This is a genomic window from Streptomyces sp. HNM0575, assembly GCF_012726265.1.
Lineage (GTDB): Bacteria > Actinomycetota > Actinomycetes > Streptomycetales > Streptomycetaceae > Streptomyces.
Genome location: NZ_JAASAG010000009.1, coordinates 1 through 13,807, shown reverse-complemented (window position 1 = coordinate 13,807; position 13,807 = coordinate 1). Strand labels below are relative to the sequence as shown.

Sequence of the window (13,807 nt, the reverse complement as noted above, 5' to 3'; positions counted from 1 at the left end):
AGGGAGGCGCAGCCGTCGCCCCGAGTCGGACGGCTGCGCAGGACCGGTGGGTCAGCTCTCAGCGAGGATGTGCGAGAGCTCTGTGTCGAGGTCGAAGTGTCGGTGCTCGGTGCCGGGTGGCACGGCCGCGTCGGTTCGCTTGAGGAAGGACTCCAGGGCCCGCGCCGGGGCCTCGAGCAGAGCCTCGCCCTCCGGAGAGCTGAGGGCGATGCAGACGACTCCTTGGCCGTGGCTCCGTGAGGGCCATACACGGACGTCTCCGGTGCCGGTGGGCCTGTGCAGGCCCTCGGCGAGGAGATCGCGCGCGAAGACCCACTCGACGGTCTCCTCGGCGCCGGTGTGGAAGGTGGCGTGGACGGCATAGGGATCGGCCGTGTCGTACCGCAGCCCCGCGGGTACCGGCAGTGATGACTCGCTCGAAACAACGAGGCGCAGGTGCAGCTCGCAGCTGACCGTGGTGTTCATAAGCGCCAGGGCCTTTCGCTCAGTGTGCGCTCGGGGGTTCGCACGTCGGCGAAATCGACATGCCACGTACTCGTCGGTTGTAAACCCCTCTGACCGTTTTGCGAGTAATACAGCCCTTGATATGGCCTGTGGCGTTTTTATGCCGTACGGCTATTCCGGTGACGGCGCCGGAGTCGGTTACGTTGGGGATATGTACGCAGAGAGTGACCGGAGACCCCTGGGTTCACGGGCCCCGCGGTTCATCAAAGCGTCGAGGCCCCTGCACCGCAGCTGGCAGGTGGTGATCTTCCTTCTCGGGCTGGCGATCGTCGCCGGCGGGGTGGTGCTGCTGCCGCTGCCCGGTCCGGGGTGGCTGATCATCTTCGCCGGCATCGGACTGTGGGCGACGGAGTTCCCCTGGGCACAGCGCGTGCTGCACTGGACGAAGCGGCAGGTGCTGGAGTGGACGCACTGGCTGAAGGCCAGGCGTCTGGAGCGCCGGCGGCGCAAGGAGTCGGTGCGGCTTCGCTAGCGGCGGGGGTGCGCGCGGGGTCGGCTGTGCAGGCTTGAGCACGGTCATGAGCACCGTCTGACATACGGTAATCTTGCGCGCGCAGCGGGCGATTAGCTCAGTGGGAGAGCGCTTCGTTCACACCGAAGAGGCCACTGGTTCGAACCCAGTATCGCCCACCGCTTCTGCCGGGGTCCGGGCGAAAGCCGGGCCCCGGTTTTGTGCTTGTACGGGTGCGCGGCCGGCGCTTCGAGGTGAGTTTCCCTCTGGAACGGGAGAGGCGGCGGGAATTCACTTCATCGGTAATTAAGCGGGTCCGCTTTCCTGCTGTGCGACAAGAAGTGAAGTCGCTTCCGTGAGAGACGAATTCGGCGACGAGTCCCGTCGGTGCGGTCCGGGTCGCGTGACAGGATGCGCGCGGGAAGTGCGGGCACCGGGTGCGAACGGCGGTCCGCGGCGAGCCTCGTGAGGGGAGCAGCGATGACCTCCAGCCGCCACCGCTTCGTCTTCCGCAGCGTCTGGCGCCTCGACGCGTCCCCGGAAGAGGTCTATGCGGTGCTGGAGCGTGCGGAGGAGTACCCGGTCTGGTGGCCCCAAGTGCGGGAGGTGCACGCGCTGGAGGAGTCGGTGGGGAGGGCGCGCATCCGTTCCGTACTGCCGCTGGATCTGTGGATCACGGGAAGGGCGGCACGGCACGATCCGGCCGCCGGCGTACTGGAGATGGAGATCGACGGGGACGTGGCGGGCTGGGCGCGCTGGACCGTGACGGGAGATGCGGGCGGCGATGGGGGGTCGCGTTCCGGTGGGGCCGTCGCCGTGTACGAGCAGCAAGTGGAGGTCCGCAGGCCGCTGCTGCGCAGGCTGGCGCTTCCCGCGCGGCCGTTGTTCAGAGCCAACCACGCGCTGATGATGCGGGCCGGGCAACGGGGTCTGGAGCGGCGGCTCAGGAGGGGTTTGGTCGATGACTGAGCGGCACTGTATGGTTCTGCACGTGCCGCTAGCGGGCGATTAGCTCAGCGGGAGAGCGCTTCGTTCACACCGAAGAGGTCACTGGTTCGAACCCAGTATCGCCCACGTGTTTTTCAGACCGGTCCGTCAGCAGACGGGCCGGTCTTTCGTTGTGCCTCAACTCCCTGCCCGGCGGCGTCAGTTCGTGCTGCGCGTGCACCGCTGTGAGGCGGGCCGGCGGGTGCCTGCGGGGGCGCTCCCGCGAGCGGGGCGGGACGTAACCGTTTCGCGGGAAGGGGAGTGCTCTCGGTACGATTCGAGCTGCGCACGACGACGTCCGTCGGCGCTTCGCGGGAACGACAGTCAGGAGAGACCGGTGACCGATGTCCGTGTGATCATCAAACGCGATTCCGAGCGGGAAGAGCGCGTGGTGACGACGGGCACGACGGCCGCCGCGCTCTTCGAGGGGGAGCGCTCCGTCGTGGCCGCGCGGGTCGCGGGCGAGCTGAAGGACCTGGCGTACGAGCCGGTCGAGGGCGACGAGGTCGAGCCCGTCGAGCTGACCAGCCAGGACGGGCTCGACATCCTTCGGCACTCCACTGCCCACGTCATGGCGCAGGCGGTGCAGGAGCTCTTCCCCCGGGCCAAGCTCGGCATCGGGCCGCCCGTACGGGACGGCTTCTACTACGACTTCGACGTGCCCGAGCCCTTCACCCCCGACGATCTCAAGCTCATCGAGAAGAAGATGCAGCAGATCCAGAAGCAGGGGCAGCGCTTCTCGCGTCGCGTCACCACCGACGAGGACGCGCGCGCGGAGCTCGCGGACGAGCCGTACAAGCTGGAGCTGATCGGGCTGAAGGGCTCCGCGGCCGAGGCGGCCGAGGGTGCCTCCGCGGAGGTCGGCGCGGGTGAACTGACCATCTACGACAACCTGGACGCCAAGTCCGGCGAGCTGTGCTGGAAGGACCTGTGCCGCGGCCCGCATCTGCCGTCGACCCGGGCGATCCCGGCGTTCAAGCTGATGCGCAGCGCCGCCGCGTACTGGCGGGGCAGCGAGAAGAACAAGCAGCTTCAGCGCATCTACGGCACCGCGTGGCCGACCAAGGACGAGCTGAAGGCGTATCTGGAGTTCCTCGCGGAGGCCGAGAAGCGCGACCACCGCAAGCTCGGGGCCGAGCTGGACCTGTTCTCCATTCCGGAGGAGCTGGGTTCGGGGCTGGCCGTCTTCCATCCCAAGGGCGGCGTCGTACGCAAGGTGATGGAGGACTACTCGCGGCAGCGGCACGAGGAGTCGGGCTACGAGTTCGTCAACACCCCGCACATCTCCAAGCAGGGGCTGTTCGAGACCTCGGGCCATCTGCCGAACTACGGGGAGTCGATGTTCCCGCCCCTGGAGTTCGAGGGGCAGGACTACCGGCTCAAGGCCATGAACTGCCCGATGCACAACCTGATCTTCAAGGCGCGTGGCCGCTCGTACCGTGAACTGCCGCTGCGGCTCTTCGAGTTCGGGACGGTCTACCGCTACGAGAAGTCGGGCGTGGTGCACGGCCTCACCCGGGCCCGCGGCTTCACCCAGGACGACTCGCACATCTACTGCACCAAGGAGCAGATGCCGGAGGAGCTGGACGGCCTGCTCACCTTCGTGCTGGACCTGCTGCGGGACTACGGGCTCAACGACTTCTATCTGGAGCTGTCGACCCGCGAGGAGGGAAACCCGAAGTTCATCGGGGAGCCCGAGGAGTGGGAGGAGGCCACCGAGGCGCTGCGCGAGGCCGCGGGCAAGCAGGGCCTGGAGCTGGTGATGGACCCCGGCGGCGCCGCGTACTACGGGCCGAAGATCTCCGTGCAGGCCAAGGACGCCATCGGGCGGACCTGGCAGATGTCCACGATCCAGGTCGACTTCCAGCAGCCGAAGCGGTTCGCGCTGGAGTACACGGCGGCAGACGGTTCCAGGCAGCAGCCCGTGATGATCCACCGGGCTCTCTTCGGCTCGATCGAGCGGTTCTTCGCGGTGCTGCTGGAGCACTACGCGGGGGCGTTCCCGACGTGGCTGGCGCCCGTGCAGGCCGTGTGCATCCCGATCGGGGACACGCATGTGCCGTATCTACAGGAGTTCGCGGCGGAGGCGAAGAAGAAGGGCCTGCGCATCGAAGTGGACTCCTCCGCGGACCGGATGCAGAAGAAGATCCGCAACGCGCAGAAGTCCAAGGTGCCGTTCATGATCATCGCGGGGGACGAGGACGTCTCCGCCGGGGCCGTCTCCTTCCGCTACCGCGACGGTACGCAGAAGAACGGCGTACCGCAGAACGAGGCGGTCGCGGAGCTGCTCGAGGCCGCGGCACAGCACTCGTAGCCGCGTGGGCAGGGTTCCTGGGGTCCCCCCTGGGGCCCTGCCCCGTACCTGGAGAGTCCTATGCTGGCCCGCATGACGAGCGAGCCGGAACAGCAGATCGGGGTCGGGACGCCGGATGCGTTCCAGCGCCTGTGGACACCGCACCGCATGGCGTACATCCAGGGTGAGAACAAGCCCACCGGCCCCGGCGCGGACGACGGCTGTCCCTTCTGTGCGATCCCGGCGAAGAGCGACGAGGACGGGCTGATCCTCGCCCGCGGCGAGCACGTCTACGCGGTGCTCAACCTCTACCCGTACAACGGCGGGCACCTCATGGTCGTACCGTTCCGGCACGTCGCCGACTATCCGCAGCTGACGGACGAGGAGACGGGCGAGCTGGCGGAGTTCACCAAGCGCGCGATGAAGACGCTGCGGGTCGCGTCCGCGGCGCAGGGCTTCAACATCGGCATGAACCAGGGGTCGGTGGCGGGTGCGGGCATCGCCGCGCATCTGCATCAGCACGTCGTGCCGAGGTGGGGCGGCGACACCAACTTCATGCCGGTCGTGGGGCATACGCGGGTGCTGCCCCAACTCCTCGCGGAGACCCGCACGATGCTCGCGGAGGCGTGGCAGGACTAGGGGCCTCCGGCGGGCCTCCGGGGCGGGCGGGCGGCGGAGCCGGTGGCGGCGTCGGGCGGCGCGTCGAAGTAGGAGCGCGCCCACTCAGGGCGTGGTGCGGGGCGCGGTGCGGGTCAGCCCGGGAGCGCCGCCCGCCACGTCCACGAGGTGCGGCGGGGGCGGCCCTCCAACTCCCCGCGTCCGGTGCACCACAGCAGCACCTCCACGGGGTCGCCGGACGGGGCGTCGGGGAAGAGGCGGCCGAGGACTACCGCGCACAGTGCACTCGGCGGCGCCCATGGCACCCCCAGTCCTCCGGTGATGTCGTGTGTGTGCAGCAGGGTCTCCGCCACGCCCATGGCCGCGAAGCCCGTGACGTCGCACGGCCCCCAGTGCCAGGCGCGCAGTCCGGGGCCGGCCGTGGCCAGCGCGCCGCTGAGCAGACGTCCGCAGGCGGTGACGGTACGCAGGGTGTCGGCGGGGGAGGCCGCCGGGCGGACGACCAGGTCGAAGGGGAGATAGGCGTCGGAGGGCGCGGCGGTCACCTGGCCCGCGTAGGCGAGCAGGTCGTGTGCGATGTGCGCGGCGGTCTCCAGGCAGCTCCAGTCGAGCGTGCCCGCTCGTACCGTCCAGTCCTCCGCCTCGTGACGTCCGAGCACGCCGACCATCTCGGACACCGCCGCGGCGACGGACCGGTGGTCCGGGACGTGGTCCGGGACGCCGGGGGAGGCCGCGGGATCGCTATGACCGGCACGGCCGGTGGGTCCGGCAGCGTCGTCGGAGCGGTCCGCGCCAGGGGTGCCGCCGCTCGTCGCGGGCGGGGTCATGCGTCGTAGGCGTCGGCCTTCGTGGGCGCCGCGGCCTGCACCTGGCCGCTGAGGACGAGCGAACGGGCCCCGAACTGCTCGGTGTTGCAGCCGTTCTCCTCCAGTACGCGCATGGCCGCCGCGTGGACGACCCGCAGCACCGGCGTGGCGGCGCGCAGCGCGTCGTCGGCCATGAAGCGGTGGCGCCACGGCTTGTCCGCCCACGAGTGCCGCAGTCCGAAGGGCTCCGGCAGGTTCAGCTTGCCGCCGAGGAAGTCGAGCACCGGCGGGAACCACGTGAGCGGCGCGCGGGCGGCGAGCCGCACGACCTCGCGGGCGTGCACCAGCGGCAGCTTGACCTCCCTGGTCTCCCAGAACTTCACGCTCTTGGAGACCTCCTTGGTCTTCGCCTTGGGCTTCGTGGTGAACAGCGGATGCACCGGCCCCAGGGCGTGGCCCGTGACCTCGATGCGCAGCGTGTGGTGGAGCACCGTCACCGTGATCAGCAGCGTGATCACCAACTGGCCGTCCCACAGCACGAACTGGACGCCGAGATAGTGCCTGTTGCCGCTGCCGAACTGCTGCTCGTTGCAGATGCGCTGTATCTCGAAGTCCTTGATCCGGTAGCCCTCGACCTCCTGGCCCTCGGGGCGCTTGACCTCCTTGGCGCCCTCGCCGATGGGGGAGACGATCCAGTGGCGTATGGAGGGCTTGGGGAAGCCGCCGGTGTGCAGCGGTCCGCGCTCCAGCATCCGCAGCTGGTCGTAGATGGCGCGTACGACGTCCCAGCTGCGGAACGGGTTGATGTCCGCCTCGGGGTCCTTCGGGACCAGCTCCTCGGCGAGCTGCCAGCTGCCCCAGCGGGTGCCCATGCCGAGTATCCCCTTGGGGCCCGCGTAGTAGACGAGGTTGCTGGCCTGCTCGGCGCTGAGCTTCGCCAGGCCCAGCCGGATGCGTTCGGCGCCGGCGTCGCCCGGGTCCTGCGGCACGGCCTCGGGGATCTTCGCGCCGACGCCGCTGCCGCCGAGCAGCAGCTCCCACTGCCCGCGGAGCATCTTGGCGGAGCGCTCACAGACCTGCTTCGCCCACAGCCAGCCCACGATCGGGGCGACGAACATGACGCGGAGGTAGACGGCGAGCAGGCCGTCGAAGGGGAGCTTGACCATGAACAGCACGGCCAGCGCGCCCAGCGCCGCCATGGCCGCGATGCCGAAGCCGCCCATGCGCTTGTTCTGCGCGCCGGCGATGGCACGGCGCAGCTGGAAGGCCAGCAGCCACAGCAGCGTCCCCGGCAGGAACAGCACCCCGAAGATGACCATGATCACGGTGAGCCGGGTGTCGCGGTCCTTGCGTATGCGGGTGGCGGCCAGGCAGTGCTCGACCACCGTCTGCGGCTCGATGCCGAAGGACTGGATGAGCGCCTTGCGTGCGCCACCGAGGAGCCGCACCTGCACGGCGCGTGAGAACGCCTCGCCCAGGTTCGGCTCGAAGAGCGACAGCTTCGGCGGCTTCACCGACGCCCCGTCGTTCGCGGCGATCAGATCGGTGACGGCGTCGTCCCGGTACGCGGCGGAGGCGAGGGCCTGGGTGGCCGCCGTCTGCCCGCCGGAGCCCGAGAGGGGCACCTGGGCGCCCGGACTGAAGTCGGACGCGGCCTCGATCCCCTCGAAATCCTCGAACCCGGCCACTGAGCCCCCACTCCCTCAAGCCTCGGCGCTGCCCTGCCCGCGCACGCGCGCTGCCGACCACGGCCTATTCCCAACTGCCGTGGCCGGCACACCTTTTCACGCGCCTTTGTCCAGCGTAGCCGCAGTCAGCCGCCGTTCTGTGCGGCTTCCAGGATCTTGCCGGCCAGGTGCTGCGGCATCGGCTCGTGGCAGGCGTACGAGCGGGCGAAGCGGCCCGTGCCGTGGGACAGCGACCGCAGCTCCACCGCGTACCGGCTGATCTCGATCTCCGGGATCTGCGCACGTACGAGCGTGTGCCCGTCGGACGCCTGCTCCGTGCCGGAGACCTTGCCCCGGCGCCCGGACAGATCGCTCATCACGGAGCCGACGTACTCGTCCTCCACGTCGACCTCCAACTCCGCGACGGGCTCCAGCAGATGGATACGGGCCTTCGCCGCGCACTCGCGCAGCGCCAGCGCGCCAGCGGTCTGGAACGCCGCGTCGGAGGAGTCCACGGAGTGGGCCTTGCCGTCGTGCAGGGTCACGCGGAAGTCCACCAGCGGATAGCCGGCGGCCACGCCCTTGGCGGCCTGCGCCCGTACGCCCTTCTCGACCGACGGGATGAACTGCCGTGGCACGGCCCCGCCGACGACCTTGTCCACGAACTCGATGCCGCTGCCGCCCGGCAGCGGCTCGACGGTGATCTCGCATATCGCGAACTGCCCGTGCCCGCCCGACTGTTTGACGTGCCGTCCGCGCCCCTCCGCCTGCTCGGCGAAGGTCTCCCGCAGCGACACCTTGTGGTCCACCGAGTCGACGTTGACGCCGTAGCGGCTGCGCAGCCGCTCCAGGGCCACGCCCGTGTGCGCCTCGCCGAGGCACCACAGCACGAGCTGATGGGTGTCGGGGTTCTGCTCGAGACGCATCGTCGGGTCCTCGGCGACGAGCCGCGACAGCCCGTGCGACAGCTTGTCCTCGTCGGCCTTGGTGTGCGCCGCGATGGCCACGGGCAGCAGCGGGTCCGGCATCACCCACGGCTCCATCAGCAGCGGGGCGTCCTTGGAGGAGAGGGTGTCGCCGGTCTCGGCGCGGTTCAGCTTCGCCACGCACGCGAGGTCGCCGGCGACGGCCTTGGACAGCGGTCGCTGCTGCTTGCCGAAGGGCGCCGAGAGCGCTCCGATGCGCTCGTCCACGTCGTGGTCCTCGTGGCCGCGGTCCTCAAGTCCGTGCCCCGAGACGTGCACCGTCTCGTCGGGACGCAGAGTGCCGGAGAAGACACGTACGAGTGAGATGCGGCCCACGTACGGGTCGGAGGAGGTCTTTACCACCTCGGCGGCCAGCGGGCCGTCGGGGTCGCAGGTCAGCGCCGGCTGCGGCTTGCCCTCGGGTGTGGTGACGGCGGGGATCTCGCGCTCGGGGGGCGACGGGAAGCCGCCCGTGATCAGCTCCAGCAGCTCCAGGGTGCCGACTCCGTGCTTCGCGCCCTCCGCGGCGGGGGCGGCGGCGAGCACCGGGTGGAAGACGCCGCGGGCGACGGCCTTCTCCAGATCCTCGATCAGGGTCGGGACCTCGCACTCCTCGCCGCCGAGGTAGCGGTCCATGAGGGTCTCGTCCTCGCTCTCGGAGATGATCCCCTCGATGAGCCTGTTACGGGACTCCTCGATCTGCGGCAACCGGCCCTGATCGGGGTCGCGTTCGGTGCGCGCGCCCGAGGAGTAGTCGTAGACGCGCTGGGAGAGCAGGCCGATCAGCCCCTCTACGGGTGCCTGGCCGTCGGCGCCCTGCTCGCCGCGCAGCGGCAGATACAGCGGGATCACGGCGTCGGGGTCGTCACCGCCGAACTCGCGCTGGCACACCGACACCATGTCCTCGAAGTCGGCGCGTGCGGCGTCGAGATGGGTCACGACGATCGCCCGCGGCATCCCCACGGACGCGCACTCCTCCCATACGAGCCTGGTCGCGCCGTCGACGCCGTCGGCCGCCGAGACGACGAAGAGGGCCGCGTCCGCCGCACGCAGACCGGCCCTCAACTCCCCGACGAAATCCGCATATCCGGGGGTGTCCAGTACGTTGATCCTGATGCCCTCCCACTCGACCGGCACCAGCGAGAGCTGCACCGATCGGTGCTGGCGGTGCTCGATGTCGTCGTAGTCGGAGAGGGTTCCGCCGTCCTCCACCCTGCCCGCTCTCGTCACCGACCCGGAGGCCAGCGCGAGTGCTTCGACGAGGGTGGTCTTCCCCGAGCCGCTGTGGCCGACCAGTACCACGTTCCGCAGTTTGGAGGGGTGGCCGGCCGCCGCCGCCCTGCCGGCGGCTCCGGGGTGTGTGCTCGCCTTGTCGCCCATGTGTCCCGCCTTCCGGTCGACACCTGCTGGGGTCCGTCTGGCTTCGAAGCGAAAACCGCGTTACTTCGAGCTTTCCACCGCACCCGGCACGCGTCCATACGTAGGGCGGGGCGGCCCGTGGACCCTGGGCGCGGGGGCCTGCGAGCCTGGCTAACATGGGCCCGCCGGAGGCCGTACCCCGCCGCCGGCCCCGCCATCGATCCACGGGACGACCATGCTGAACAAGTACGCGCGTGCGTTCTTCACGCGTGTCCTCACCCCCTTCGCGACGATGCTGCTGCGGCTGGGAGTGAGCCCGGACACGGTCACCCTGATCGGCACCGGAGGCGTGGTCGCCGGAGCGCTGGTCTTCTACCCGCTCGGCGAGTTCTTCTGGGGCACCGTCGTCATCACGCTGTTCGTCTTCTCCGACCTCGTCGACGGCAACATGGCACGGCAGTTGGGACGTTCCAGCCGCTGGGGCGCCTTCCTCGACTCGACGCTCGACCGCGTCGCGGACGCGGCGGTCTTCGGCGGGATCGCGCTGTGGTACGCGGGCGGCGGCGACAGCGTCCTGATGTGCGGGGTGACGATCTTCTGCCTCGCAAGCGGTCAGGTCGTCTCGTACACCAAGGCGCGCGGCGAGAGCATCGGGCTGCCGGTGAACGTCAACGGCCTCGTGGAGCGCGCCGAGCGGCTCGTCATCACCCTGGTCCTGACCGGGTTCTCGGGCTTCACGATCTTCGGGGTGCCCTACATCGGGGTGCTGCTGCCCGTCGCGCTGTGGGCCGTGGCGCTCGGCAGCCTCGTCACGCTCGGGCAGCGGGTTGTGACCGTACGGCGGGAGGCCGCGGAAGCGGAAGGGACCGGCGCGTGAGCAGCACTCCCGGTGAACGGCTGACCGACTCGCTGTACGGACTGGGCTGGGCCGGAGTGCGCAGGCTGCCCGAACCGGTCGCGGCGGCGCTGGGCCGTTCCATCGCGGACACCGTCTGGAGGCAGCGCGGGAAGGGCGTGCGGCAGCTGGAGGCGAACCTGGCGCGGGTCGTGCCCGCCGCCTCGTCCGAGCGTCTCAGGCAGCTGTCACAGGCCGGGATGCGCTCGTACCTGCGGTACTGGATGGAGTCGTTCCGGCTGCCCGCGTGGCGTGAGCGGCACATACGGGACAACGTCCACATCCACGAGCTGCACCGGCTGACCGACGGCATCGCCTCCGACCGCGGCGTGATCCTCGCCCTGCCGCACCTGGCCAACTGGGACCTGGCCGGGGCGTATGTCACCACGGCGCTGAAGACGCCGTTCAGCACGGTCGTCGAACGGCTGAAGCCCGAATCGCTCTTCGACCGCTTCGTCGCCTACCGCGAGGGCCTGGGCATGGAGGTGCTGCCGCACTCGGGCGGCAGCGCCTTCGGCACGCTCGCGCGGCGGCTGCGCGACGGCGGCCTGGTGTGCCTCGTCGCCGACCGCGATCTGTCGTCGTCCGGGGTCGAGGTGACCTTCTTCGGCGAACGCACGCGGATGCCCGCCGGGCCCGCCCTGCTCGCCCAGCAGACCGGGGCGCTGCTGCTGCCCGTGACTCTCTGGTACGGGGAGTCGCCGCGTATGGAGGGCAGGGTCCACCCGCCCGTCGAAGTCCCCGCGCAGGGCACGCGGGAGGAGAAGACGGCCGCGATGACGCAGGCCGTTGCGGAGCGTTTCGAAGAGGGCATCGCGGACCATCCAGAGGACTGGCACATGCTCCAGCGGCTGTGGCTGGCGGACCTGCCACGGCGTGACGGGGCGCCGAACGGGAAGGAGGCAGCGAAGGCCGGTACGGCGGGGAACGAGACTGTGGGGAACGGCACGGCGGACAACGGCACGGCGGCGAGCGGCACTTCGGGGCGTCCGCACACCGCCCCCGAGGAGGAGCGGGAGGCATGAGGATCGGGATCGTCTGCCCGTACTCGTGGGACGTGCCGGGCGGCGTCCAGTTCCACGTACGGGACCTGGCGGAGCATCTCGCCGCCGCCGGGCACGAGGTCTCGGTCCTGGCGCCGTCCGACGACGAGACGCCCCTGCCGCCCTACGTGGTCTCCGCGGGGCGCGCCGTCCCCGTCCCGTACAACGGCTCCGTCGCACGCCTGAACTTCGGCTTCCTCTCCGCCGCCCGCGTACGGCGCTGGGTGCACGACGGCGCCTTCGACGTGCTGCACATCCACGAACCCGCCACGCCCTCCCTCGCCCTGCTCACCTGCTGGGCGGCGCAGGGCCCGATCGTCGCCACCTTCCACACCTCCAACCCGCGCTCGCGGGCGATGATCGCGGCGTATCCGATCCTCCAGCCCGCGCTGGAGAAGATCAGTGCGCGGATCGCGGTCAGCGAGTACGCACGCCGCACCTTCGTCGAACACCTGGGGGGCGACGCGGTCGTCATCCCCAACGGCGTCGACGTCGACTTCTTCGCGCGCGCCGAGCCCAAGGCGGAGTGGCAGGGCGGCACGATCGGCTTCATCGGGCGGATCGACGAGCCGCGCAAGGGACTTCCCGTACTGATGAAGGCCCTGCCGCGCATCCTCGAATCGCTGCCGGACACGCGGCTGCTGGTCGCGGGGCGCGGCGACGAGGACGAGGCCGTCGAGGACCTGCCCGCGGGCATGCGGGACCGGGTGGAGTTCCTCGGCATGATCAGCGACGAGGACAAGGCGCGGCTGCTGCGCAGCGTCGACCTGTATGTGGCGCCGAACACCGGCGGCGAGTCCTTCGGGATCATCCTCGTCGAGGCGATGTCCTCCGGTGCCCCCGTGCTCGCCAGCGACCTGGACGCCTTCGCGCAGGTACTCGACGGGGGAGAGGCCGGCGAGCTGTTCCCCAACGCGGACGCCGGCGCCCTCGCGGACGCCGCGGTGCGGCTGCTGTCCGACCCGGAGCGGCGGCAGGCGCTCCGCGCGTACGGGAGCCGCCATGTGCGCCGCTTCGACTGGTCCACGGTCGGCTCCGACATCCTCGCCGTCTACGAGACCGTCACCGACGGCGCCGCCGCCGTCTCGCCCGACGAACGCATCGGATTCCGCGCCCGCTTCGGCCTGGCTCGTGACTGAGCGCCGCCGGAGCGCCCGCTGAGGAACGGCGGCGGCTCGGGAAGCCGCGCGCTGTAGGACGGCGCCCGATTGAGCGACGAGGGGAAGAACGAGGGAGAGCGCGGAAGCAATGCCCACCATGACCACCCTGATCCTGCTCGCCGTTGCGGTGCTGCTCGTCGGCGTCTATCTCAGCTGGACGGCCGGGCGCCTCGACCGGCTGCACGCCCGGATCGACGCGGCGCGGGCGGCGCTCGACGCGCAGTTGCTCCGACGGGCCTCCATCGCACAGGAGTTGGCCACCGCGGGCGTGCTCGACCCGGCCGCGTCGATCGTCCTGTACCAGGCCGCGCACGACGCCCGGCAGGCCGCGGAGGAGCAGCGCGAGGTCGCCGAGAGCGAGCTGAGCCAGGCGCTGCGCGCGGTCTTCGGCGAGAGCGCCCAGGTCGAGGCCGTACGGGCGGCGCCCGGAGGAGAGGAGGCCGCGGTCGAACTCGCGGCCGCCGTACGGCGGGTGCCGATGGCGCGGCGCTTCCACAACGACGCCGTACGCGCGGCACGGGCGCTGCGGCGTCATCGCACCGTCCGCTGGCTGCGGCTGGCCGGATACGCGCCGTTCCCGCTGGCGTTCGAGATGGACGACGAGCCGCCGCCGGCGCTCGCGGACCGGGGCAACGGGGGGCCTCAGTAGGGCGGCACCCAGGCCTCCCCGCGGCGCGGCACCCAGGCCTCCCGGCAGCGTGGCAGCGCTGCACCTCAGTCGCGCGCCGTCGAGCGTCGTACCGGCCGGGGACGGCGGCGGTTCAACTGGCCGCCCGTGCCCGCGCTCCCGGAGCATCCCCATTACCTTTTTCGTGGCCCTGCAACGGGGCTCCCGGTCTCTGGAGCTGGCATGACTGAGTCCCCCTGTCGAGTGCATGGCCTGGGGGGTGGTGTCACCGGTTCCGGAGGCACTGACAGACCGCTGATTAGGGACATGGCCACCGGCTTCTTCGCAGGTCGGGAGGCTCTTCGTAATGTGGATGTGGCGATCGGTGCCGTGGGACGGCCGGGCGGGTACGACCGGAGAGTGCACGTGATCGACACCAGTGACATCGGCGT

General features: G+C 70.5%; 11 protein-coding genes, 2 tRNA genes and 1 pseudogene. 10 read left to right on the top strand and 4 right to left on the bottom strand.

The genetic code is table 11. From position 1 onward, the window contains the following. Positions 1-51 precede the first annotated feature (51 nt). A complete protein-coding gene (locus HCC61_RS20975) occupies positions 52-465 on the bottom strand; it encodes an SsgA family sporulation/cell division regulator (RefSeq protein WP_003959770.1) in 414 nt (137 codons plus the stop codon). Between the two features lie 190 nt (positions 466-655). Here HCC61_RS20975 and HCC61_RS20970 point away from each other — a divergent pair. The 6 genes and pseudogenes from HCC61_RS20970 to HCC61_RS20945 form a co-directional block, all read left to right on the top strand. Continuing rightward, a pseudogene (locus tag HCC61_RS20970) lies at positions 656-970 on the top strand (TIGR02611 family protein); the annotation flags it as partial. A gap of 92 nt (positions 971-1,062) precedes the next feature. After that, positions 1,063-1,134 (top strand) — tRNA-Val (locus HCC61_RS20965). Positions 1,135-1,435: 301 nt separating this feature from the next. Next, the gene (locus HCC61_RS20960) at positions 1,436-1,924 is read left to right on the top strand and encodes an SRPBCC family protein (RefSeq protein ID WP_169137596.1); all 489 of its coding nucleotides are present in this window, start codon (positions 1,436-1,438) and stop codon (positions 1,922-1,924) included. Positions 1,925-1,957: 33 nt separating this feature from the next. Continuing rightward, positions 1,958-2,029: transfer RNA gene (locus HCC61_RS20955), tRNA-Val, on the top strand. A gap of 250 nt (positions 2,030-2,279) precedes the next feature. Further along, positions 2,280-4,256: a threonine--tRNA ligase gene (gene thrS / locus HCC61_RS20950; RefSeq protein WP_169137594.1), complete on the top strand. Its 1,977-nt coding sequence runs from the start codon at positions 2,280-2,282 to the stop codon at positions 4,254-4,256. A gap of 60 nt (positions 4,257-4,316) precedes the next feature. Beyond that, positions 4,317-4,874 (top strand): HIT domain-containing protein, encoded by a 558-nt coding sequence (locus HCC61_RS20945; RefSeq protein WP_169137592.1) that lies wholly within the window; start codon positions 4,317-4,319, stop codon positions 4,872-4,874. Positions 4,875-4,987: 113 nt separating this feature from the next. Here the strand turns inward: HCC61_RS20945 and HCC61_RS20940 are convergent, their stop codons facing one another. The 3 genes from HCC61_RS20940 to HCC61_RS20930 form a co-directional block, all read right to left on the bottom strand. Continuing rightward, a complete protein-coding gene (locus HCC61_RS20940; protein ID WP_346777310.1) occupies positions 4,988-5,680 on the bottom strand; it encodes a hypothetical protein in 693 nt (230 codons plus the stop codon). After that, positions 5,677-7,347 carry a hypothetical protein gene (locus HCC61_RS20935; protein WP_169137590.1) on the bottom strand — a complete coding sequence of 557 codons (1,671 nt, stop codon included), beginning with the start codon at positions 7,345-7,347 and terminating at the stop codon, positions 5,677-5,679. Before HCC61_RS20935 ends, HCC61_RS20940 begins: the two co-directional genes overlap by 4 nt. 125 nt (positions 7,348-7,472) lie before the next feature. Then, entirely contained in the window at positions 7,473-9,671 is a 2,199-nt protein-coding gene (locus HCC61_RS20930) for an elongation factor G-like protein EF-G2 (RefSeq protein WP_169137588.1), read from the bottom strand. Between the two features lie 214 nt (positions 9,672-9,885). On the opposite strand from HCC61_RS20930, the gene pgsA reads away from it, so the two are divergent. The 4 genes from pgsA (at position 9,886) to HCC61_RS20910 (ending at position 13,397) form a co-directional block, all read left to right on the top strand. After that, entirely contained in the window at positions 9,886-10,527 is a 642-nt protein-coding gene (gene pgsA, locus HCC61_RS20925; protein ID WP_169137586.1) for a phosphatidylinositol phosphate synthase, read from the top strand. Continuing rightward, complete coding sequence (locus tag HCC61_RS20920) at positions 10,524-11,570, top strand: phosphatidylinositol mannoside acyltransferase (RefSeq protein ID WP_169137584.1); 1,047 nt, start codon at positions 10,524-10,526, stop codon at positions 11,568-11,570. Before pgsA ends, HCC61_RS20920 begins: the two co-directional genes overlap by 4 nt. Then, positions 11,567-12,727, top strand: coding sequence for a glycosyltransferase family 4 protein (locus HCC61_RS20915; protein ID WP_169137582.1), 1,161 nt, complete (start codon positions 11,567-11,569; stop codon positions 12,725-12,727). The genes HCC61_RS20920 and HCC61_RS20915 overlap by 4 nt, the downstream gene beginning before the upstream one ends. Positions 12,728-12,845: 118 nt before the next feature. Continuing rightward, positions 12,846-13,397 carry a hypothetical protein gene (locus tag HCC61_RS20910; protein ID WP_169137580.1) on the top strand — a complete coding sequence of 184 codons (552 nt, stop codon included), beginning with the start codon at positions 12,846-12,848 and terminating at the stop codon, positions 13,395-13,397. The last annotated feature ends 410 nt before the right edge of the window (positions 13,398-13,807 follow it).

Bases quoted from the DNA above. Each gene is read 5' to 3' on its own strand.
- HCC61_RS20975 (WP_003959770.1), bottom strand. From the start codon at position 465: ATGAACACCACGGTCAGCTGCGAGCTGCACCTGCGCCTCGTTGTTTCG.
- HCC61_RS20960 (WP_169137596.1), top strand. From the start codon at position 1,436: ATGACCTCCAGCCGCCACCGCTTCGTCTTCCGCAGCGTCTGGCGCCTC.
- HCC61_RS20945 (WP_169137592.1), top strand. From the start codon at position 4,317: ATGCTGGCCCGCATGACGAGCGAGCCGGAACAGCAGATCGGGGTCGGG.
- HCC61_RS20940 (WP_346777310.1), bottom strand. From the start codon at position 5,680: ATGACCCCGCCCGCGACGAGCGGCGGCACCCCTGGCGCGGACCGCTCC.
- HCC61_RS20930 (WP_169137588.1), bottom strand. From the start codon at position 9,671: ATGGGCGACAAGGCGAGCACACACCCCGGAGCCGCCGGCAGGGCGGCG.
- pgsA (WP_169137586.1), top strand. From the start codon at position 9,886: ATGCTGAACAAGTACGCGCGTGCGTTCTTCACGCGTGTCCTCACCCCC.
- HCC61_RS20915 (WP_169137582.1), top strand. From the start codon at position 11,567: ATGAGGATCGGGATCGTCTGCCCGTACTCGTGGGACGTGCCGGGCGGC.
- HCC61_RS20910 (WP_169137580.1), top strand. From the start codon at position 12,846: ATGACCACCCTGATCCTGCTCGCCGTTGCGGTGCTGCTCGTCGGCGTC.